This window comes from bacterium, from assembly GCA_041649255.1.
GTDB lineage: Bacteria > Hydrothermota > UBA3073 > JACQXS01 > JAQTXJ01 > JAQTXJ01.
On the sequence record JBAZNK010000009.1, the window covers coordinates 83,905 to 106,882 of the forward strand.

22 protein-coding genes and 1 tRNA gene are annotated in these 22,978 nt (G+C 36.0%); 5 read left to right on the forward strand and 18 right to left on the reverse strand.

The annotated features are described in order from the left end of the window. The first annotated feature begins 108 nt into the window (after positions 1–108). Positions 109–1,647: a T9SS type A sorting domain-containing protein gene (locus WC614_07480; GenBank protein MFA5032844.1), complete on the forward strand. Its 1,539-nt coding sequence runs from the start codon at positions 109–111 to the stop codon at positions 1,645–1,647. A gap of 169 nt (positions 1,648–1,816) precedes the next feature. Beyond that, complete coding sequence (locus tag WC614_07485; GenBank protein MFA5032845.1) at positions 1,817–3,295, forward strand: glutamine synthetase family protein; 1,479 nt, start codon at positions 1,817–1,819, stop codon at positions 3,293–3,295. A gap of 374 nt (positions 3,296–3,669) precedes the next feature. On the opposite strand, the gene WC614_07490 is transcribed toward WC614_07485, so the two are convergent. The 18 genes from WC614_07490 to WC614_07575 all read right to left on the reverse strand — a co-directional run bounded on the left by WC614_07490 (position 3,670) and on the right by WC614_07575 (position 19,962). Further along, complete coding sequence (locus WC614_07490; GenBank protein ID MFA5032846.1) at positions 3,670–4,077, reverse strand: NADH-quinone oxidoreductase subunit B family protein; 408 nt, start codon at positions 4,075–4,077, stop codon at positions 3,670–3,672. Beyond that, the gene (locus WC614_07495; protein MFA5032847.1) at positions 4,074–4,541 is read right to left on the reverse strand and encodes a 4Fe-4S dicluster domain-containing protein; all 468 of its coding nucleotides are present in this window, start codon (positions 4,539–4,541) and stop codon (positions 4,074–4,076) included. Before WC614_07495 ends, WC614_07490 begins: the two co-directional genes overlap by 4 nt. Continuing rightward, positions 4,526–6,103 carry a molybdopterin dinucleotide binding domain-containing protein gene (locus WC614_07500; protein ID MFA5032848.1) on the reverse strand — a complete coding sequence of 526 codons (1,578 nt, stop codon included), beginning with the start codon at positions 6,101–6,103 and terminating at the stop codon, positions 4,526–4,528. The genes WC614_07495 and WC614_07500 overlap by 16 nt, the downstream gene beginning before the upstream one ends. 612 nt (positions 6,104–6,715) lie before the next feature. Then, entirely contained in the window at positions 6,716–7,507 is a 792-nt protein-coding gene (locus tag WC614_07505) for a class I SAM-dependent methyltransferase (protein MFA5032849.1), read from the reverse strand. 27 nt (positions 7,508–7,534) lie between these two features. Then, positions 7,535–8,404, reverse strand: a complete 870-nt coding sequence (locus WC614_07510; GenBank protein ID MFA5032850.1) for a hypothetical protein — start codon at positions 8,402–8,404, stop codon at positions 7,535–7,537. A 64-nt stretch (positions 8,405–8,468) separates the two neighbouring features. After that, on the reverse strand, positions 8,469–8,933 hold the full coding sequence (locus WC614_07515) for a GIY-YIG nuclease family protein (protein MFA5032851.1): 465 nt from the start codon (positions 8,931–8,933) through the stop codon (positions 8,469–8,471). Between the two features lie 36 nt (positions 8,934–8,969). Continuing rightward, positions 8,970–9,452, reverse strand: coding sequence for a hydrolase (locus tag WC614_07520; GenBank protein ID MFA5032852.1), 483 nt, complete (start codon positions 9,450–9,452; stop codon positions 8,970–8,972). 18 nt (positions 9,453–9,470) lie between these two features. Continuing rightward, on the reverse strand, positions 9,471–9,818 hold the full coding sequence (locus WC614_07525) for a DUF1801 domain-containing protein (GenBank protein ID MFA5032853.1): 348 nt from the start codon (positions 9,816–9,818) through the stop codon (positions 9,471–9,473). 93 nt (positions 9,819–9,911) lie between these two features. Further along, positions 9,912–10,163, reverse strand: coding sequence for a GIY-YIG nuclease family protein (locus tag WC614_07530; protein MFA5032854.1), 252 nt, complete (start codon positions 10,161–10,163; stop codon positions 9,912–9,914). A 79-nt stretch (positions 10,164–10,242) separates the two neighbouring features. Further along, positions 10,243–10,331 (reverse strand) — tRNA-Ser (locus WC614_07535). Positions 10,332–10,544: 213 nt separating this feature from the next. Then, a complete protein-coding gene (locus tag WC614_07540) occupies positions 10,545–11,834 on the reverse strand; it encodes a tyrosine-type recombinase/integrase (protein ID MFA5032855.1) in 1,290 nt (429 codons plus the stop codon). Between the two features lie 149 nt (positions 11,835–11,983). Further along, positions 11,984–12,517 carry a hypothetical protein gene (locus tag WC614_07545; GenBank protein ID MFA5032856.1) on the reverse strand — a complete coding sequence of 178 codons (534 nt, stop codon included), beginning with the start codon at positions 12,515–12,517 and terminating at the stop codon, positions 11,984–11,986. A gap of 76 nt (positions 12,518–12,593) precedes the next feature. Next, on the reverse strand, positions 12,594–12,746 hold the full coding sequence (locus WC614_07550; protein ID MFA5032857.1) for a hypothetical protein: 153 nt from the start codon (positions 12,744–12,746) through the stop codon (positions 12,594–12,596). Between the two features lie 526 nt (positions 12,747–13,272). Next, positions 13,273–15,852: a hypothetical protein gene (locus WC614_07555; GenBank protein ID MFA5032858.1), complete on the reverse strand. Its 2,580-nt coding sequence runs from the start codon at positions 15,850–15,852 to the stop codon at positions 13,273–13,275. Next, entirely contained in the window at positions 15,815–16,123 is a 309-nt protein-coding gene (locus WC614_07560) for a septation protein SpoVG family protein (GenBank protein ID MFA5032859.1), read from the reverse strand. Before WC614_07560 ends, WC614_07555 begins: the two co-directional genes overlap by 38 nt. Positions 16,124–16,508: 385 nt before the next feature. Further along, on the reverse strand, positions 16,509–16,685 hold the full coding sequence (locus tag WC614_07565) for a hypothetical protein (GenBank protein MFA5032860.1): 177 nt from the start codon (positions 16,683–16,685) through the stop codon (positions 16,509–16,511). 890 nt (positions 16,686–17,575) lie between these two features. Next, the gene (locus tag WC614_07570; GenBank protein ID MFA5032861.1) at positions 17,576–19,753 is read right to left on the reverse strand and encodes a hypothetical protein; all 2,178 of its coding nucleotides are present in this window, start codon (positions 19,751–19,753) and stop codon (positions 17,576–17,578) included. Then, positions 19,750–19,962 (reverse strand): hypothetical protein, encoded by a 213-nt coding sequence (locus WC614_07575; GenBank protein MFA5032862.1) that lies wholly within the window; start codon positions 19,960–19,962, stop codon positions 19,750–19,752. Before WC614_07575 ends, WC614_07570 begins: the two co-directional genes overlap by 4 nt. 174 nt (positions 19,963–20,136) lie before the next feature. On the opposite strand from WC614_07575, the gene WC614_07580 reads away from it, so the two are divergent. From WC614_07580 to WC614_07590, 3 genes are all read left to right on the forward strand, one after another. Continuing rightward, the gene (locus WC614_07580) at positions 20,137–20,775 is read left to right on the forward strand and encodes a hypothetical protein (protein ID MFA5032863.1); all 639 of its coding nucleotides are present in this window, start codon (positions 20,137–20,139) and stop codon (positions 20,773–20,775) included. A 517-nt stretch (positions 20,776–21,292) separates the two neighbouring features. Next, positions 21,293–22,675, forward strand: coding sequence for a T9SS type A sorting domain-containing protein (locus WC614_07585; GenBank protein ID MFA5032864.1), 1,383 nt, complete (start codon positions 21,293–21,295; stop codon positions 22,673–22,675). 79 nt (positions 22,676–22,754) lie between these two features. Next, positions 22,755–22,919, forward strand: coding sequence for a hypothetical protein (locus tag WC614_07590; GenBank protein ID MFA5032865.1), 165 nt, complete (start codon positions 22,755–22,757; stop codon positions 22,917–22,919). Positions 22,920–22,978 lie beyond the last annotated feature (59 nt).

Consider the following 22,978-nt stretch of genomic DNA (forward strand, 5'->3'; position numbering starts at 1 on the left):
TTTTCCACTACTCACTGCCCGTCTAAAAATTCCTTGACAAAAACTCTCATCCAATGTATTCAATTCATGTAAGCTTTACGGATATTCAAAGAATTATAGGAGGTTTGGATGTTAAAACAATTTATACTGCGTTCATCAAAATTCATAGCCCGCCATCTATGGATTCATAATTTCAATAATCACCCACCGTCTACATTAATATTAATAGGAACGGTTTTCTATTTTGTAAGAACAACTTCACTAATCAGTGCCCCCGCAACAGAGTGGATACAGACTTATGGGGGAACTAAAAATGATAAGGGATATTGTGTCCAGCAAACCTCTGATAGTGGATATATAATTATAGGAGAGACTTATTCTTATGGCGCAGGTTATAAAGATGCTTATCTCATAAAGACCAACCAAATTGGCGATACTCTATGGACAAGAACTTACGGCGGAATTAAAGATGATTGTGGAAATTCGGTATGCCAGACTAATGACAATGGCTACATAATCACGGGATATACGGATTCTTACGGCGCAGGAAATAGCGATATCTATCTTATAAAAACCAATTCCTCAGGGGATACCCTATGGACAAAAGCTTACGGTGGAAATTATACTGATTGGGGCGAATCGGTTCAACAAACTCAAGATGGCGGTTACATTATTAGCGGAGGAACTTATTCTTATGGTGCAGGAAATGGTAACGCCTATATTATAAAGACAGATCCATCCGGAAATGTCCTATGGACAAGAATTTATGGTATGCCCGGAATTGATTGTGGCTATTCTGTTCACCAAACTTCTGATAATGGTTATATTATTACCGGAGAAACGGCCACCGAGTATGGAAATGGGTTAGGTCATGCAAATATCTTGTTTCTAAAATTAAACTCTTCCGGTAACATATCGTGGAATAAAGTTTATAGTGGAGCAGTAAATTGTGACGACTATGGGTTTTCCATCCGCCAAACTAATGATAAAGGATATATAATAGCCGGGGGAACTTATTCTTACGGTGCAGGTTATTGTGATGCATACCTTGTCAAAACAGATTCAATCGGAAATGTCTTATGGACAAAGGTTTATGGTGAACCGGACCTCGATTTTATTGAGTCTGTTAATCAAACCTCCGATAGCGGATATGTCGGTGCAGGAGGAATTACTTTCTCAGGTACAAAAAAAGACCTATGGATTCTGAAAACAGACCCTTTGGGAGATACTATATGGACAAAAATCTATGGCGGGACCAGAGACGATTGGGGACATTCTACACAGCAAACCATTGATGGGGGGTACATCATTGTCGGAGAAACTTCCTCTTATGGTGCAGGGGGTTATGATGTTTATCTTATAAAATTAGGCGATGGCGCAGGCGCAGAAGAAATAAATAAAAAAACACAACCTCTATCGCTTCAAAACCAACCTGCCCCCTTCACTCAATCCACACTCATTACGTATTTCATCTCTACCAAAGCAAAGGCATCACTCGTAATATACGATATCTCAGGCAGTTGCGTGAAAACACTTGTCAACGGAGAGAAAGAAGCAGGTAGTTATAATATAACCCTAAATGCAAAAGGACTAAAAACAGGAGTCTACTTCTTAACCCTTTCCACTGGGGCCACCAAAACAACAAAGAAGTTAATTTTGATGAAATAAATAGATAATAATCGTACGCCAAGCAATTCTTTTCCCCTTATCTTGCCAATGCGATTTTAGAGTCTGTTGTCGCAGGAAAATGATTTTCTATTTAATTAAAAATCATTTGACAACTCCCCTAAAACATTTATTATACCAAACAATGTCTACTTAAAATTGGAGGGATAAAATGCAGTTAAATGCCGATAAATTAGTCTGTTCTATTAAAAAACCACGCAAGGAATTTACTAAAAAAGATATCATAAAATTCATAAAAGATAATAATATCCCTATGCTGAATTTTAACTACGTCGGCGGCGACGGGAAGCTAAAAACTCTTAGCTTCGCCATCAACAACGAATCCCACCTTAACGAACTATTGGAATACGGCGAAAGAGTCGACGGCTCAAGCCTTTTCTCATACATAGATTCCGCTAACAGTGACGTATATGTCGTTCCTCGCTTCAAAACGGCATTTTTGAACCCTTTTGCCCCACTCCCTACCCTGAATATCTTATGCTCATATTTTGATTCCAACGGAAAAGAACTTGATATCGCTCCCGAATATATCGTAAAAAAAGCTCACGAACAACTGAAAAAACATACCGGCATCTCCCTCAATACACTCGGCGAACTTGAATACTATGTAATATTCGATAAAAAAGAAAATGACTGGTTCCCCGGAATCCCACAGAAAAACTACCACGAAAGCTCTCCTTTCGTAAAATTCGAAAATCTTCGGGACGAAATCCTTTACACTATTTCATCTATCGGCGCCAAAGTAAAATATGCACATTCTGAAGTCGGCAACATAACACTCAATGGAAGAAGCTTTGAACAGTATGAAATCGAATTTCTCCCCGAACCTCTTGAAGATATGGCAGACCATATTGTTATTGCCAAATGGATTATGCGAAACATCTCCGCAAAATATGGAGTCGGGATTACCTTTGCCCCTAAATTAGCCTTCAATCACGCAGGCACAGGCTTACATATTCATATTGAAGCCGATAAAAATAACAAAAATATTACTCTTGATAATAACGGAAAACTAAGCGTTACCGCTAAAAAAATTATTGGTGGGTTATTGGAATTAGCCCCGAGCCTTACTGCCTTCGGAAATACAAACCCGATTTCTTATATGCGATTGGTCCCTCATCAGGAAGCTCCCACATACATTTGCTGGGGCGAAAAAAACCGTTCTGCTCTTATCAGAATTCCGCTCGGCTGGGCATTAAAAAACTCTATGAGTAAACAAGTCAACAAACAAGATACCACAAAGCCAACGGATTGCCCGGAAAAACAAACGTTTGAACTCCGCTCGCCCGACGGTTCTGCTAACATACACCTTTTACTCGCAGGCATTGCAGTCGCCGCAAGACACGGTTTAATGAATGACGCTTCATTGCAACTAACTCAAGACCTTTATGTTGATAAAAACATATTCCGCAGCGAAAAACGAAATGAACTAAAACATCTTCCCGTCTCCTGCAAAGAATCCGCTAAAAAACTAAAAGAGCAGGAAAGTATTTATCTTGAACATAATGTCTTCAGCCAGAAAATCATCGACGGATTAATTAAACGACTTGAATCTTTTGATACTAAAGATTTGGGCACTACTCCCGAAGACATTCAAAAATATATAGAAAAATTCATCAACTGCGGCTAATCTTCGCTTGTTTATCGGAAGACATCTCCTTTGTCATTCCTGCGAAAGCAGGAATCCATCTTACCTGTTGTTTTTTGTCATTCTGAGCGTAACGAAGAATCTCTTTGTTCTATCTTTTTTCGTCTTGTATCTTATTATCTAAATTGTTTATTCTGTATTTGTGTTAATCCGTGAAAATCCTTATTAGAAAGCTCTTTCCGCCTCAGGCGGATTACTTGCAAGCTCTTACGTTAGTTAGAGCTTGTTGTCCGGAATCTTTTGCCGGAGAGATTTCTATCCAGCTATGCTGGGCTAATTTTTTGTATTCTTTCTGTTTTTTCTTGTGGAAATCTCGTGGTTGCAATCTCTTCTCTGAATTTTCTTCTCGCCCTTTCTTAAAGCGTATTCAGCAGTTTTACTATTCCTGCTATCATAGCTTCGGGCTTTGGGGGACAACCAGGAATATACGCAGAAACAGGCACCCATTTGTCGAACGGCCCTACTACGGAATATGCATCCGCAAACATACCGCCAGAACACGCGCATCCGCCAATTGCCACAACTAACCCCGGCTGCGGCATCTGTTCATACACTCTCATAAGCCTGTCTTTGGTTTTTAAAGTTAATGAGCCTGTTACAAGCATCACGTCTGCATGCTTGATGGAACCAACTAATTTTATGCCGAATCTTTCTAAGTCAAATCTTGGAGTTAACGTATCAAGTATCTCTATGTCACAATTATTACACGATGCCGCCGCAAAATGAAATACCCATATCGATTTCTTTAATGCCCATTTATTCATTTACGCCTCCAGAATGCTAACCGCGACACAAATTGCTTCCCGACCTGAACCTTCGTTATCTCTTCATCCGTTAAGAATTTTAATGCGCCCGTAGGACAACTTGATACGCAATTCGGACCATCCTCATCGCCTTTGCATAAATTACATTTATCGGGTATGTGTCTCAAAAGCATAGAATCCAATACCCCGAAAGGACATGCGTATATGCAACTCGTGCAACCTACACACTTAAAACTCGAACGACTTACTATACCGGTTTCCTTGTCTTTACTTATCGCCTCTTTAGGACACGCCTTCAAACATAACGCGTCTTCGCAGTGTCTGCAAGCAAGCGGCAAATAAGCTACCGTTTCTACACCCGACACGATAATTCTGTTCTCACCCTTGAACGTCAGTTTACAGGCTGAACTACAGCTCTTACAACCGATACAATAATCTAAATCGACGACTAATCTCTTTTGCATACGCTCACCTCAATCGGTGGAAACTCGCAAATACCTGAACTTATATTTAATTCAAATAATGACCTTGCTTCGGGTAATTCCGTAGACACAAGTAAAACTCTTTCAGGAACTTTATCGGAAATATTTACCTTGAATTCGCTTTCGCCTACTGAAGATTTTATCTCGACGATGGAACCTTCTTTTACTTTTAATTTCTTTGCATTATGACTATTCATTATAACTATCGGCTCGGAGAATAAACCCTTGAACTGATATGCGGTTTTTTCTCCCATAAGTACGAAATCCCCTTGCGGAATAACCATATTACTCACCCTGCTTAAGACTTCTTCCAATTTCAATTCCTTAAGGACGGTTTTCCCGGGACTTACCACACTAATCTTGTTTTCTGCTAATGCATATACTATTTCCCCAACACATTTCGTTCCACTTAAAGGCTTCACTCCGTTTATTACTTTCTTTTCTCCCTCGAAAAACGTCTTTATAGTACCGCTGGTTTCCGTCAGCAAAGTCGTCGGCATAAATAAATACGAAAGCCTGTTCTTTGCAAGTTCCGGCATCATCGTAACCGTGGAAGCCATAAACTCAAGTTCATCTAAATATTCCCATATCTGAGGATAATACACGGGAGACATCGCTCCGAAATTTAATAAACATTTTATTTCTTTCTTTTTAATGCCCGATAATATCTCGCTAAAATCAACATTCCCGGGGACGCTTGCCGATTCGCCAAGCCATAAAAATTTCTTATCCCCTTTCAAGGATGAAGCAAAATACTGTGCCATCCCGGAAAATACCATCGGGTCTGTAGTCCTGCCAAATGAATTGCTCGCTATTACTACCGCTTTTTCGCTTTCGTTCAACGAATTTAATACTCCGCTTAAAACGCTCTGTTCTATTCCACCTTTTAATTCGCCTGTTTTACCTTTAGCAAGATTCGCCATATCAAGCAAAACAAGAGCTTCTTTTCCTACATCTGTTTTAATAAAAGTATCGGCAAAACCTGCCGTAGGAGTAACAAACGAATCCAGCACAAAAATCCTGTTTTGTTTACTGCAGTACCTTACGTCAAGTATGGCTTTCGCTATTAACGGAAACTGGCTGAACAAATCCCCTATAATAAAGAAAGTCTTACTGTCTTTTATATCGTCAAAATTCGCAATTTTAACATCAGGTAAAACATAATTAAAATAATGTTCAGGTTCAATATAACTTGATGCCAGTTTAGTTATCCCTTTTATCTTTGCAAACTCGCATACAAGCGAATACTCTTCAATAGTCAGATTTGTGTCATAAGTGATTGCAATTTCCGAAGCTTTATAATTCTTTAATGCCGATATAATTTCATTTAATGCATCTTTCCAATTAATCTCTTGCCCGTTTCTCAAAGGAGAAGTTAACCGCTGGCTTGAGGAAAGATAAATAGGAAGTGCATTCCCACGGCTGCAAAGTCTGCCCTCATTAGCGCCGGATTTTGAATATTTAATGTCTACGACGCCTATATCGCTTTCATTCAAAGAGGTTTCACATCCAAGAGTACAAAAATTACAAGTTACCTTTTGCATTATCCTACTTAAACCATAATGCTATAGTTTGTCAACTATTTTTTGTTACGAGAGTTTACTCGTTTTTTTTATTTTTTGCAAAATTGTATTCAGTGGTAGGACAGACATTCTTGTCTGTCTCTTTTATCTTATTTATATCAACAATTGAAGATGCTTTATATAAAATTTTGTATAAATTCCTGTTCGTTGTTATACCTTTTTCCTAAAAATACTCCAAATATTCTTTGTAGTAGTTTGTAGGCACAAATTCAATTTGTGCCCTTTTTCTGCTTCTTTTGTTTTTCTTGCAAAGGTCTGTATTCTTTCCTCTGTGCTCTCTATGTTTTAAACTCTGTGCTCTCTGTAGTAAAAATCTTTTATCTTCTTTTTGTCTTTTTATCTCAACTCAAGTTTTTATTTCTTCTCTGTGTATGTTGTTTTTTCTTCTTTGCGAGCTCTGCGACTCTGCGGTGAAAATTTCTGTTATCTATTTTTATTTCTGTTAATATTTTAATTCCGCCACCCTTAACTTGTTTAAGGGTGGTTATCCCTCTCTGCCGGAAAATCCAAATCTTCTTCTTTTAATTTGTTAAATCCAAATTCCGCAATCCAAAATCTCAAATCCTCATTTCCTCATTTCCTCTTCTCCCCTTCCATCATCACCCAGTAACTATATTTCCTCAATCCCGGTAAATACTTTCCAACAAACCCATCCGGGGCAATAAAAAACGAAAGAACGATTCTTTCCAGTATTGTTTTCCTCAACGGCCTCGCAATAATACTCCCTATAAGCTGTAAAAAAATAAACGAAAAATAATGAAACCTGACACCCGTAAATTCCGATTTTATATACTTTAGGGACTTCAAAGTCAATGGTTTTTCACAAGGCGACCCGTGTCGTAAAAATCTAATCTTATAAATCGGAGACTCTACCAATACCCGTAAAAACACATTTCTTAACTGTGTCTCCAAAAACAATATTTTTCCGCCTTTTTTTAATACTCTTTTTATTTCGTTAACCGCCCCTTCAAGTTCGGTATGATGAAGAATCATAGCCCCGATTACAAAATCAAAACTATTATTCTTAAAAGGCAGGTTTTCAAAAGCAGATTCAACTAAAGGTATGTCAAGCTTCCAGCTTAATGCCCTTTTTTGGGCAATTCTCAACATCCCGTTGGACAAATCAAATGCCGTCACCTTAGCACCGTTCTGACTTAAAGCGGCGCTGATAACTCCGGTTCCGCATCCGCAGTCCAAAACGGATTTACCGGTGAAATCGCCCAATATCTCGGGGAAATGTTTAAGCCATACATCATTTTTTATGGCTTCTTTCGGGGGAGTTTTGAAAAAGCTCTCCCCCTCATCTTCCACGAATAAGTGAACTTTCGAGTCATGAAACTTCTGCTCAACTTTCAAATCTTTCATTTGTTTTAACTTAAAGAAAAACTTCCCCTATGGCTTAAGATACCATTTATTAGTGCTATCTCTTTTAATAATAAAATAACCATTTTCATCATAACCGATAAAATATCCACCATTTATAGACCATTTAGGAGTTCTGAGCCAACCCAACATAACAATAGAAGAACTTGACAGGTAAATAATTTCAGACCTATCCCTTCCATTTACATCACAAATAACGGTGTTGGAATCAATGGGTCCCCAGTCTGGGACTTCAAAACCCCCTCCATTTTTAGGGATATAAGTATTTATCAATGTGCCGTTTGTATCCGCAATAAATAAAGTTTCTTGAGATGTTTTCACATACGCTATTCTTCCCCCATCAGGACTCCATGCAGGGCTATTACCCGTTGATACTATCTGATGGTCATTTGTTCCATCTTTGTTCATAATCCAAATTCCTTGATTTGGTTTCTCATATACTATTTTATTCGCATCTGGCGAAAAATCAGGATACCTGCCTGTACTAAGCTGTTTTAATGAGTCACCATTTCTTTTTAGCACATATATATAAGGAGTCTTATTTACATCTCCTCTGGAAAATGCTATCCATTCCCCAACGCTTGATGTCGCACCGATGCCCAAAGAGTGGTCAGACGATGCTTCCGCAACCTCGAGTATTGCCTTAAATCCACTGCCATCATTATTTATTTCGCAAATTGTAAGCTCTTCTTTAGCGCTTACTGTTCTATGTCCAACGAAAGGTCCACTTTCATCCTTCCAAAAATTGTAATCTTTTACAAATACTATTTTCCCATCAGATGTCCAATTCGGAGAAATATATTCTGTTGTTTCATTTTTAGTAGAGTGATTACATCCCCAGAATAAAACAACTACCCCTAAAAATAATAATTTTTTCATAAAACCCTTCTTGACTTTTCTTTGCGCCTTAGCGTCTTTGCGTGAGAATTTTTTCTATCCGTCTTCATTCGCGGTTAAACTTCTTTTTTCTCTTGAAAGTCTCTTCAAGTCCCTGTAGAAATTTTTTGTTCTCTGTTTTCCGTGTCAATCCGTGTTTTTTATCCGTGGCTAATATTCTTTTGCTTTTTATTTTTTGTCTTTTGTATTCTCCTTTAATCCCTGTCTTCGTACGTGTTTTTATCCGTGTTAATCCGTGGCTAATATTTTTTCTGTTTCCCACCCACAATTCCTTCTTTACCTTACCAATTCTTTTCAGCTCTTTTTCCCGTCTCATCGCAGTTCCTATATCCCCGCATTTTTCAGAGCGAAGAAGTTTCACGGGTCGTCTTGAACGAGTGTATTTCGCCCCAGTTCCTTTGTTGTGTTTTTCTATTCTTGCTTTTAAGTTATTTGTTATCCCAACGTATAAAGTGCTGTCCGAACATCTCACTCCATAAACGTACCATACCTTACTCTTTTTAGTTTTCAATACAGTCCTTCACTTCGTTTTGATAACAAGTTTTTTTCATTCCACTGCCCCGACAATTACTACATAATTCTTGCCGTACTTCTTGGCACATTTTGGGCAAGTCGTGTACCACATATACCATTTTTTGACTTTAAGATTTTTATCTTTTACTTGGCTTTCAAAATCTTTGCACCACCTGCCAGTGTCTTTAAAATCCCCTTCATAAACCTTGCTGAAAAATTTTCCACTTAAACTAATATTTTCGATATCCGGAATTTCCCTATCAACTGCCACATACAAATCCATATTCCATTTTGAAGTATGGTCGGAAAGTCCCATCCAATCCAGTGCTTTCCCTCCGGATTTTTCTATCTTCGCCATCATTCTTTTGACAACCGAGCCAAAATTAATCGGCATAAAAAACATAGTAAAAACCTTGTCCTTGATGAACTTTTTATTATCCCACTCTAACATTTTATTATCCCATGGCGCAGGATTAAATTTTGGACAACATTCTGTATTAGGTTTCTCTTTGCTCATATTCCCCCCTTTTTAACTTTAACAATGCTTACATACAGCCTTTTCACTCACCAGTTTTATCAGTTTCGTTAATTTTTTTTCATCAATATCTTTAAGCGTTTGAATCTTTATGTGTTTCATCGTTTTACCGCTTCCCTCAAACTGGGATATTTCTTCTTTATCTAATCCGTTAATTGCAAATCCCACGTGTACTCGTTCTTTAAGAGCGACAATATAGAACTTATTTTCTGCAAAAGTTATGACGCCCCAATTCATTTTTTCATCACAATCTACAAGTGTTTTTAGAAAGATCTGTCTAACTTTTTCTAAAATCTCTTTCTGAGGTGATTTTTGTTTATTAATATACCCGGCAATTTTTTTGTCCATAGTCTTGGTTTTCTTAAATTTTGTTCAGGACAAATTATCTGAGATCTCGCCAAAAATTGCAAAGTAATTTTTGGCGGAGAGAGAGGGATTCGTTTATCCTGAGCCTATCGAAGGAAACCCATGAACCCACAACTCCTTTTTTGCTTTACTCCATTTTTTCAATTGTGCTTCACGTTTCCTTGCTAAAAATTTATCTCCAACTGCTTCATAACAAAGAAGATTTACAGGCAATCTCTCTTTTGTATACTGTGCTCCGATTCCTTTATTATGCTCTTTTACTCTTGAGTCTAAATTGTTGGTTATCCCTATATATAAACTATTATCGGAACACCATACACATACCATAATTCAATTTTCTCAAGTTCCAATTTTGAAGTCTCTCGACTACGCTCGAGATAAATCTTTCGATTATACTCGAGATAAACGGAGAGAGAGGGATTCGAACCCTCGGTAAGGAATTACCCCTACAAACGATTAGCAATCGTTTGCCTTAAGCCGCTCGGCCATCTCTCCATTTGTTTATTTACAAGGCTTTACATACTTTTCCAAAATTGATAAAACCCATTTCTTACATAATTTCTTACATTTTTCTTCTAAATCTCTTCCATTTTTATAGTACATTTTAATTTTATTAGTATGAAATTTATATTAAATAATTCACTTGTCAAGAAAAGTCATAAAAACAGGGGGGCGATAACTGTCCCTGTTTTATGGATATACTACATATTATGGCGTAATTTGCAGTTTCTTTACTGCGTCCTCAAGGCATCCATCGCACAAATGTGCATATCGTAATGTCATCCGAATCGAGCTATGCCCCATAAGCTCTTTTATAGTCGCCAAATTGATTCCTGACATAGCCAAGTGCGAGGCAAAGCAATGTCTTAGTGAATGGAATGTAAAGTCCTCAATCCCAGCACTCTTTACCGCTCTTTCAAATAATATCCGAAAGTTGTGTATCCTAAATATTTTATCCTCTGTTTGGGGTAAGTTCTCAAAAACTTTATAAACAGAATCGTTTATTGGAATCATTCTCTTCTTATTGGATTTACTATGTTGGACGGTGATATACCTGTTCTGCATGTCCACATCCTGCCACTTCAGGGCAAATATTTCGCTTTTTCTTAAACCGCAATTCAGGGCAATAATTACCACAGGTTTTATCTCTTCGGGACAATTATCAAGGAGTATAACAATCTGTTCTTTTGTAAGCCAACGGACCAAACCCGGCGGTTCCTTGAAGAATTTAACCTTAGAACATGGATTAGATTTGAGATAACCGTAGTCAATAGCTTTATTGAAGAAATGCCTCAAGTAAGACAAACCTCGGTTGACCGTAGCATTACTGACGGTATTTGCTCTTTGATTTTTAAATTTTTCTATCATGGCAATAGAAATCTGATCAATCCGTATCCCATTAAATGCCTTCGCCGCCTCTTTTGTAAGGCATTGCACCTTGGCAATATAATGGGTTTTACTGTCTTGAGTTCTACAGCATTCAAGATAAGTAGCAACAAACGTCTCAAATAATGGTGCTTTATGATTATTTCCTTCCCAGTTTCCATCTTCAATTTCTACCTGAACTTTTCTGTAAGCACGTTCCGCCTCTTTTGGATCTGAAGAAATGATTTTCTTTATCCTTCTGCATGATACTGGGTCAAAATAATCAATTCCGTATTTGACCCCAGACTTATTTACTAATCTATAGACGCCTTTCGTTAAACCCTTCCTACTATTGCCTGAAGATAGTTTACAAGGTTTTATAGTTTTGAATTGTTGAGAATTCAAATCTTGTTTTTCCTTCCTCAGTATTTTCATACCCCTATTAGAAAGGATTTTACCTTCACATGAAGGCATTTTATCCTTCCATTCTTGTATTTTAGAAGCCTCGAACTTTACGAGGCGACCAACTTTTATAAATGGAATTTTTTTGTAATGCGTCCATGCATAAATTGTCGCCTCTTCTACATCTAACAGTTCCGATACTTCCTTTATACCATAAAGTCTATTATCCATTCGGGCAAGGTGAGGCTCGAACTCACGCAGTTTGTAACTGCTCCCCTACTCAGGTTGCCCTGTATCTACTTTTAAATCTCCTCCTATATAGTAGATCAGAAAAAAGTCTTATTTGGCCAACTATTTTTTACTTTTTTTATTTTTGCCTATTATATCCGATTCCTTTCATTCACCGCCGGAATAATATTATTCCAATCAAGTATTATTTCCAGCACCTTCTCCTTTGGTAAATGTTTTTGCAGGATTTTTGTAAAAAATTCGGTGCATTCACGAATGACCGTCATCACTCTTGTGTTCCATGCAGTTTCCCCCGTTGCTTCCGCAATTTCATTTCTTAGGTCTATAATGGTTTTTACTAAAGTAGTAAATGCCATATAATACCCAGGGGCAGCCTTAGTTTCTGGTGTTACAGCCTCCAATCGGTCAAGGGCACCAAGCATAGTAAATAACAAGTCGGTATACAGGGGAATCATCTCGGGTATATCTTTTTTTATATTCCCAACTTTGGCAACGTCAAGTGTAGTATAAAATCTCTTGACCTGATATGGTCGAATTTCAAGCAGGTGCATTGATGATAAAATCCTTGCGATTTTTGTCCACTTGTTATTCCCATATTTACTCACCAATTGTATTATTTCTGATTCAAATTTTTCTAACTCCTCAACTTTCTTTATCTTTTCCACTTTTTCCTCCTTTTTTTGTTATTTATAAGATATGTAACAGTTTTGTAACAATTTCATATATGTCCCACCCCCCTTTCTATATAAGACATTTAAGCACTTGAAGTGTCCCGGCGACAAACACAGGAAATTCTATAATCCCTTTATTTATAGAGATTTTATGGTATTTTTTCTTGCCAAGGGGGGTATCTTTATAGGTATAAGCCTGTTTAGATGACCTTTTAGTTATCACTTTGCCCCTTTTTAAGCGATTTAACAATCATTTACTTTCTCCCAACTTTCATTCCTTTGACCACCTCTTTTAACTTTTTTTGGAGGATTGGGTCTCTCTCATCAATCCCAAAAATTAATATGTGTAACTTTATTCTATTAAGGGTATTTATTATATCCTTATAAATCTGTTGCCCCGTCTTCGCGCTTAAGTTCATGTTTTACCTCCTTTTTCTAACCTGTTTTGGTTAGACTTGGTTACACTTGGGTTAAAGTTGTTTTTATAGTGTAACCAATCAAAACCCTATTCATTGTTGAATCTAAAGGCTATGGTTAAAGTGGATAGAGTAAAAGCTCATAAATCTCCTTGTATTACATGTCTCTATTATATATATATTATTTTTTTAAAACACTTTTAGTAGATGTACTCTATCCATTGTAACCAATTACCTCTAAACCTTTGATAATAGGTCTTTTTATATGGTTACAGTTGTGGTTACACTTGGTTACAGTGGATAGACTATTAACTGATTTTGTGAATTTAAGTTTCATTTTTGTTCCTTGGGAAAAAATGTGTAGGTAGTTTTGTTACCATGTTCCCGGTGTGTTGTTATCTTAAAGAAGTTCTCTAAATTGCTGCGAATATGTTTTGTTTTTATTCCAAAGGACTGTGAACTTTTGTAATAAAAGTCTATCTTTTCGCGCTCAGCAATTGCTTTAAGTTCTTTATATAAATCCCCTGTTGTAATACTTCTACCTTCGTTCCCTTGTTCTATCCACATAGTCAAAGTTTGAAAAATAGGTTCTTCATCAAGGGTGAATTCCGCCTGTTCTTTTTCCATCTTATCCAAAATTTCCTGAATACAGTCTTGTTGTCCTGTCATCCTAAAAAGCAGCACAGCCCAATCTGCCATCCGAAAGCCAGATGTATATTGGGTGGCGGATGTTTCTTTTAATTTTTTAATAATCTTTTGCAACTCTTGTATAATTTCTGTCCAAATCAGATTTCTATTTTGCAAAATATTAGTCAATAGCTCATTTTCAGAGATAAAATTCTCAATCTTATCTACCTTAAGTATTAGAAGCCTGTCGGCAACATCGTCTCTCTTAAACTTAGGTGTCCGGGAAGTAATCGCTGTAAAAACCCTTGGATAAAACTTTATTTCTTCGTTAGGGGTATAAAGTTTGCGATATGATATTGCCTGCCCTGTAGCAGTGCTCGCTAAGACATCATTTAACCATTCTATTTTGCTGTCTACATTATCAATTGCCACAAAGTAATTCGAACTTATAGCACTTATAAAGTCCCGCTGGTCCTTAGAAAGGCTTATCAAATCAAATCTTTTCCCGAAAAGTAATTTTCCCAAAGCTCTAAGCGTAAATGACTTTCCGCTACCTTTTATCCCAACAAGTAGCAAAATTGGTTTGGTTGGCAAAAGAGATTCAAAAAATAAAGACATTATATAATAATAAAAGAGAAGAATTTGATTGGCTGGTTTTATATTAACCCCATCACCGCTTACAAAATTTATTTTTTCTATAAGGTGCTCCATTAACATTGTAGAGAATTCGTTCGGTTTAGTATTTTTGATAAACTCGAATTTTTCAAAGCCAAATGTCTTGAGGAACAAAATACCATCAGTTCCATTGTCTACTAACTCTATGCTATTCTCTGTTATTTTATAAATTTGAGACTCAAAATTAAATATGTATAAAATAAAATTATTTTTATCAAAATATGAAAACTTATAAATTTCTGTTTTTTGACCTGTTGTCTGAATTTCTGCTTTAATATCCTCTATTACAAAGTTATGTTCTTTTTCAGTTTTATTGATGCCATATTGTGTATTTAATAAAGTTGTAAAATCCGGACTTTCAATATTTATTAAGTTTTTGGAAGTTTTATCAAAATAAAATCGTTCGTATTCGGTAGTATAAAAAACTCCAATATTTTTCAAATCTGTTTTTACTAACTCAGAGATTTCTTGAAGCCTTTCAATTTGTTTGAGTCTTGGAGTAATCCTGCATCCCTGAATTTGTTGTTTTATATCTTGAATTGTTTCACTTGGTACATTGTAGCCAATTCTCTCTTTCCTTGCTTTATTTATTGTATGAGTAAGGTATTGTGGAGTTGCTTCCTTGCCTTTTCCACTTGGGTTTTTTAACATAATAGCAGCTATTTCCTCATTAGAAAAATCATATGTAACCAGAATGTCCGCTAATGCCATATCAAACCCTGACCTACTCTTGTCTTTAATGTCATCTCTTGTGCCATTCCATGTAGCTTTCAGTTTTCCATTTTCATTTAATAAGTTCTCGAACCGTTTTGGAATTTCAGTCGGAATATTTTTAATATTCCCCGAATTGCCTTGAAGTAGATTATTGGGGGTAATGTTAAATTTTAATATTTCTTCCAAGACTGTAGAATAAGATTGTGTGGGTTCAGTTACAATTTTTGCAATGCGATGAGGTCTATCGGGGGTATCTTCTCCTTTAATTGACAGAGTCCCAGGAAGTTTTACCAACCTTGCAATATCATGTGTAGCATCAAGTTTTAATTGTTTGTTTTCTTCTACTAAAGGTCTTATTTCTTGTTCCCATAGCCGAGTTTTTTCTTTTATTTCATTGTGATTACTATCAAGTTTGAATGGCTCTATAGGTAAAACAACTAATCCACCATTTCCACTGTCAACTGCAAATGCACCCGGATATTTTTGTGCAACTTCTATAGTTTTTTCAATTGCTGTAGTATGCTCTTTTTCCGTAGATGCTGTGTTCTTTTCCCTAATTGGATCAATATCCAAGGAAAAACAGGTTATAAATTCTACATCAATGGATTTTCCACCTGTTGTTTGCATGGGGGGTATCTTATTATAAGCACCGGGGTATTCGTCTTTGAAGTTGAAAGGGCGAGGATTTCTACCAACATAAATATTAGCCAGACCATTCCACTGTTCACATTCTTTTATTAGTTCATCTATATTGTCAAAAAAACCAAGTCCTTTAATTTTTGGTTTAGAATCGTCATTCGGGTTGATTATTCGGACTTCAGTAAGCCCTAAATCTTTATGTCCAAGAAGATTATAAAATTTAACAATTTCTTCCTGATTGAATTTTATGTTGTTCATTTAACTCACTCCTTAATTCATTCAACTTGTTTGATACAGCTTTGTTTATTTCATCTCCCAATTCCTTAGAAATAGGGTTGAAATAAAAGTATTCCACACCCCCTGGAGTCTTTTTTAGTGGGTAAGACAGAAGTATTTTGCCTTCCTGCGTTCGTTTTACAGCAATATCATTTAATCGGAGATGATTCCCAAGAACTACTTCGCAAAAGGCTATAATACCGTTCTTACCATATAGCGAAAGCCTTACTTCGGTTATTTTTAATTCATTCATAGATATTTTAATTCATTCAAATTATATTTTCCCATATACTATATCCCTGTAACACACTTTTGTTTAAAATAACAAATTAAGGGCTTTTTGGGGGGCTATATTATATATATATAATATATAGGTATATTTTTCTCCCTTATAACAGATATGAAATTTAAACTTAAATTCAAAAATAGCGAAATAGCAGGAACCCTATTTTTATCTATTTTTATTCTTTTTTCTTCCATTTTGTTCTTAAAATTGAATAAACTCTTACTTTTTTTGATTTTTTTGTCTATTTTTGCTCTTTTTTACTTATTGTATTAAAAGTTTCTCTTCCATTTTTCATCCTATTTTTTTACCCCAACCTGAACTAATTTCAAAGGCAAGGATTTTTTCGACTTCGTCAAAAAGTCGAATATTCTACCATTTCCTTTCCGCCTGGTAATTTTGTAATAACCAATTTAATTCCGCAATCACATTTTATAATTCTTTTTTCTTCCACTTCCACTAGTGGGATCGGTATTTTACTATTACAGAACCCGCAGATTATATACCTTTTTTTTCCCTTTGGCTTTTTCATATTTTCTCCTATTTTTTTATTTGGCATCCTTTAAACTGCTGAAAGTTTAATTTTCTACCATGTAATTAGCAGCCTATGGCTAAGGTGTAGAAAAAAGTTTACTTTGAATCAAACTTGTTGTGTGGGTAACCGCAACAAAGTTACTTAAAGAAAGTTTTCTGTGTTGGGCACGGTGCTACACTGATGTGTCCAAGTGAAAACTTTATAACTAAGTCTCATTAATTACAAATATCTACTATTTATTCCTTATTTTCAATATCATACTACCTCACCTCCTTAATTATTTTATATTTTTTTATTATGGGCATCTTTCTAAAATACGAGATCAAAAAATGTTCCTTTTTTACCGGGATTATCGTATCTTGAATTATTATTCTTGATAAATGTTAATCGTATTAATATTTCATATATTATTATTCCTTCTAACCTTTTCTCAAAAATATGCATTTTATTCAATAAATTGATTCTTATCTTCTACAATACGAGATCAAAAAAAGTTCAATTTTGGCCGGGTCGGGTGTTTTTTAAGACAAACCAAATTAATCTTATTCATAACTACATTATTAATTCTCATATTTTTCTCTTCTATATTACTTAGAGATCAAAAAAGTCTTTATTCCGGCCGGAATTATTATTAATATTCTCTATTTGTGGTCATATCCAAAAATTTATATTCTGTGTTGATACCAAAATGTTGAAACTTTTCTGCCCATTCGTCAAGCCCGAAGCAGTAGGGTTGGTGGTAAAAAACCTCTTTCTTGCAAGGGATACTTCTTTTCTAATGTCAGATTTTGGGGTTAAAAACCTAATCTTATCCCCATTTTTGATTTGAGCTCCCTCTGCCTTTGATGAATTCAACAAAGGCAGAGGGAGCATATACAAAAGGTTTGTTAGTTCTGATAAACCTTTTGTTCAGAACTTGATTCCTCCCCCAGCTTTTGACAAGTCTGACAAAGATTGCTGATAGAATCCGAGTTTTGAGGGTCAGGAAGTTGAACTGCTTTTAATAAGGGATATGAGGAGAGGTTCTTAATTTCATTGAAAATTTCTTCCTTACTTACCTTTGGAAAAGGGAAGGCAGATACTTGATCCTTTACAGGCATTCTATTTATTCTTTCAGCATAATAATTAAATAGAGATGCAATTGCTTTTGCACTATTTTTTCTCTTTAGTAATTCTATAAATAAAACTTCTTGTAATGGATTTAAAGCACGTTCAAAGAGTTGCTCTTGATTCAAATATTGTTCGTCAAGGGATATTCCATTGTCTCTCATTCTCTGTAATTCTTTTGCTACTGTCAATATATCATTGGAAATAGAAAGGTTTGGATCATATTCTTGGGTTTCTATGCGCAGTTGTGCTTTATTCAGATTGCCAAGACTTTTCATGATGCCATTGCCTATGTTTTTAATACCAATATCACTACTTTCAATAAAATTACTAATTACTTGCCCCGCTCCAAAAGTTTTTACTAACAGTGCATTGACAATCCTATATATTCCCTCTTTATTTATTTCACCCTGCAAGTTAACATATTTCGACATTTCCTCTACAGACACTAAACTAAAAAATTTACTTACAAAAGCTCTGTTGCTACCCATACGCAGAGATTCTTCTGCTGTTTTCCCTTCAGGTTGATAGAAATTATTATAAATGTCATCAGACAACCTTTGTGCATCTATTCCTGCTAATTCGGGACTTGTCAGTTGTGCAACACTAGAGACATTTGCTCTTTGTGTGAATGTAATTCTTTCGGCAGGAGTCAGAGGAGTAGTTCTTTCTCTAACTAATATGGGTTTATTCATATTAATAATGTTATTCAGCTTAAGTCCAAAATCAGAAGCTCTATTGAATAAAGCTATTTTATACTTGGGGTAAAGAGTAGATTCGCGAAGAGCCATTACTCTTCCATTGCCGCTTTCAACAATACTGTCTGACCCTATAATCGGACTTCCTGTTGTTAAGTCGCCATTATCTGCAAGCAATCTGTTGGGATTAAGGTGCCTTGCAATTTTTTCTATCTGACCTCGTGAAGGTATCCTATCTCGGTCCCTTGGCTGATATTCTGATGGATAGTTTGAATTGTCAGAAGTTATCAAATCACCTATTTCTACAACTTTATAAACAAAGTCATAAGTTTCATTATTGTTATCCGTGGCCTGTGTGGTCCTGCCAGACAAAGTAGATTTGGTAGATAGTGGAAGTTCTGTTTCCCCCTGTGTTTCAAATGCATTTTCGCGGGAATATGTTATGTTCCCACTCTCTTTGTCAAGGGCGATCAAGAAAATATGAAATCTTTCTTCTAGTTTCATAAGTAAACTTTCCAATTCATTGGATTCTTTTATCCTATTACTCATGAATTCCAAACAGATAAGGGATAATGCACAACCTGGCGAGTATGTTTTGTCAAGTCTTTGAGCCATTTCTAAGGCTTCATCTACAGTTTTGGCTTGATCCTCACAAAGAACAAAATTCTTAGGATATGTTTTCCTTTCGGGTTTGCCATTTATCAAGGCTCTAATTTTTTCATCTACTTGGCGAGCAGACAACTGTTTTGCTTCGGTTATTAATTCCTGCACATTTTCTTTTTTTGCAATTCGTGCTATTTTACTTGCTTTATACCAGCCAATTTCTACAAACTGATCTTCAACCGCTTGTCTTGTAGAACTGTCAGTAAATTCAGGTAACTTTTCCTGAATCAAAGTCAGATATCGCGCTTTCCGAAAACCGAAGTCGATTTCCTTTTCGCAATAATCTTTAAATGTCGGATACCCCCAATCCTTGTAAAGCCCCTTGTGTCTGACTTCAAATAGTAATTTAGACAGCCGCAAGTAAGACCTTTCTACTGTATCTCTAAGTTGTAAAATCTCCTGCCTGATGTCATTATGTGGAACTTCAGGTAGCATATTTAGGGTGCATACATTTGCACCCTCATTTTCTAACACATTTGATGTGCTATTCATATTTCCTCCCCTCCCGCAATTCTGATACTCATTTTGAGCATCAGTCCAACTATCTAATAACTGTTCGGCTACAGTTGTTACAATATTGCCGATTTCTTGCTTCATATTCCCCTCCTCCTACATATTAAAATCCAAAAAATCGTATTTTTGGCCCAATATTTTTTATTTCCCTTGAACAACAACCCTTTTGACTCCCCAAAATAAACAATTATTTCATTTTTATCCTGAGACACTTGTTTTTTCGTTGACAGACGTGCTTTTTTGTTTAACTGTTCGGCTACAGTTGTTATAATACTGCCGATTTTTTGCTTCATGCCACCTCCTCCTATATATTAAAATCCAAAAAATCGTATTTTTGGCCCAATATTTTTATTTCCCTTGAACAACAACCCTTTTGATCCCCCAAAATAAACAATTATTTCACTTTTATCCTGAGACACTTGTTTTTTCGTTGACAGACGTGCTTTTTTGTTTTAAAAGGGTAGGAAATGAGTTTGATTTCAGACCGGGAAGAGGCGAAGGCAAGAAAAAAATGTGAAATTCTTGATTGGCAGGAAGAAAACTTTGCATCAGTTGAGGAGGTTTGTAAGAAATTTTCTATAACCAAGAGACAATTCCTTTATTGGAAAAAAAGAAGAAGGGAATATCAGTATCGTTTCTCAGGATACTTTGATAGAAAGCATATGCTTTCTTTTTTACAAAAAACAAAATGGTTCAAAAACTATGAAAAAGGACTCAATGAAAAAAGCTTTTACAAAGTATTTGGGGAAAAAATTATTTGTAAGACTCCCGATGGGCGTGAAAGGAAAAAATTTTTAATAGATTCAATGGCAAAGACAAAGGATTATCGTTTTCCTGTCCGTGACGACCAGCTTCCGGAACCATGGTGGGAACAGTTAGAATTTCGTAGTATTCCTAATCACATGGCAAGAAAAATCACAGAAGAGTTAGAAATCCAAATAATAGACTATAAGAGAAGGCATCGAAAAAAAGGATGTAATAAAATAGCACAACATTTTATCAGCTTAGGGTATAAAGTAGGACATACAGGAGTCTACGGGGTATTAAAAAGGCATGATTTCTTTAAGAAGAAGAGACAAAATCTAAAGAATATACCCACTATATAATTTAAGTTTACAATTTATTATTCCCAGTTAATAAGAAAAACAAATTCATACCACATAGAGACTCAAAATAATCTATTGGGGAAGATAGAATTATTGATTCATCTTCCAGATTGTAAAATTTAGAGCCATGACAAGCCTTACCATAACATATAAGGTGTTATAACCTAAAAAAATTCCTTTTTAGATTCAATAAAATGGGAATTTAGGTTTTGAACGCAAGTTCAGAGTTGTTTTTAGTTGACAGTTTGAAATTTATGTTTAATTTGATAACAGTTAATGTTCTTTGATATCTAAAAGTAAGTATTTTTAGCGATTCACTTGTCTAAAACCATGTCACTGCCAAGTGGGTTGCCCCGAAAACTCGGGGTGCTTCGTTGCTCTTTAGTCAGTGACATGGTAGTCATAGCTTCGGCTGTGGCTGAGCAATGCGGGCGCCCTTTTTTTATTACGGGGCAAGGAGGAAGTTAACTAATTGATAAGTCGGAGTATTCTTAGGGAAAACAAATAGGAGGAAATAATGTTAAAACGTTCAACGAGAGTGGGTTTTATAGGAATATGTTTAATTAACTTTGTTGCTATTGTAAACGCATCAGCCCCGGATACCCTATGGACAAGAACTTATGGTGGTATAGGTGGAGACGAGGGAATGTCAGTTCAACAGACTTCGGACGGAGGGTTTATAGTTGCAGGTGCAACAAATTCTTTCGGAGCAGGTGGATGGGATGTTTATCTTATTCGAGTTAACTCTTCTGGTGATACTGTCTGGACAAGAACTTTCGGCGGACCTGGCGATGAGTCGGGCAATTCAGTTCAGCAGACTTTTGACGGCGGATTTATTATTGCCTGTGCCGGAGGAGATATGTTAATAAAAACCAATTCTAATGGAAATATACTTTGGACAACGAGTGGGGAATATGCTTATTCGGTTCAACAGACTTCTGATACTGGATTTATTGTTGCAGGACAGTCAAGCGGAAATGTCTATCTTAGAAAAACTAATTCTTCAGGTGGTACAATATGGGCAAAAACTTATGGTGGAACAAGCAATGATGGCGCTTATTCAGTTCAACAAACCTATGACGGAGGATTTGTTGTCGCAGGATGGACACGCTCTTTCGGAGCAGGCGGAGCCGATGTCTATCTTATAAAAACGAATTTTTCAGGTGACACAGTCTGGACAAAAACTTATGGTGGAACTGATCAGGATATGGGTACTTCCGTTCAGCAAACTTCTGATAGCGGGTTTATTATTACAGGTTATACACGCTCTTTTGGAGCAGGTAATTGGGATGTTTATCTCATCAGGACAAATTCTTTAGGGAATACTCTTTGGACAAAAACTTATTATGGTGGAATTAGTCAAAACATGGCTTATTCAGTTCGACAGACTTCAGATGGGGGATTTATTATCGCAGAAAATGGTGTTGAGAATCTTATAAAAACAAATTCTTCTGGGGATGTTTTATGGACGGGAACCTATGGTGGAATGTATTTTAATGCTAATTCAGTTCAACAGACTTCCGACAATGGTTTCATAGTTGCAGGATGGGAATGGTTTTTTGGTGCCGGCGGGGATGATGCATATTTAATAAGACTTGGTAAGGAACCGGCAGGAATCAAAGAAAAAATATTGACTGCTAAGAAAGAAGAATTTAAAGTTTCTCCTAATCTATTTAATTACTCCACAACCGTAAAATATTCACTCCCTATTAAAACCATAGTTTCTCTTAAAATCCACGATATTACTGGCAGAGAGGTGCAAACACTTGTTAATGAGCAGAAAGAGGCAGGAAATTATGATATCAATTTCTCCGCTAAAGGCTTCTCAACTGGAATTTATTTTATAAAACTTACAACAGAGAATTTTAGCCAAACAGAAAAAATAGTAATTGCCCGTTAAACAAGTGAGAAAGAGGATGTAAATAAGATAAAGTTTGAGAAACTAAAATTTGCATTAGCCAAAAAGGAGGCGAGATATTATGAAGTGTGAATCGAATGGGGGATTAGCAGATGGTAAGATTAAATGTAATAATACTAGTGTAGTGTTTAATCCTCAAATTTGTTCCTATGTTCTTAAAGAACCAGATGAATGTGGTAGCAAAGAAAAATGTAACTTTTTTGTACCTTCTAAGAAAAAAGAGTGAAAAGTAGATTAGTATTATTTTTTGAAATCTGATTAGCAATTCATTTGCTTGGCAAAACC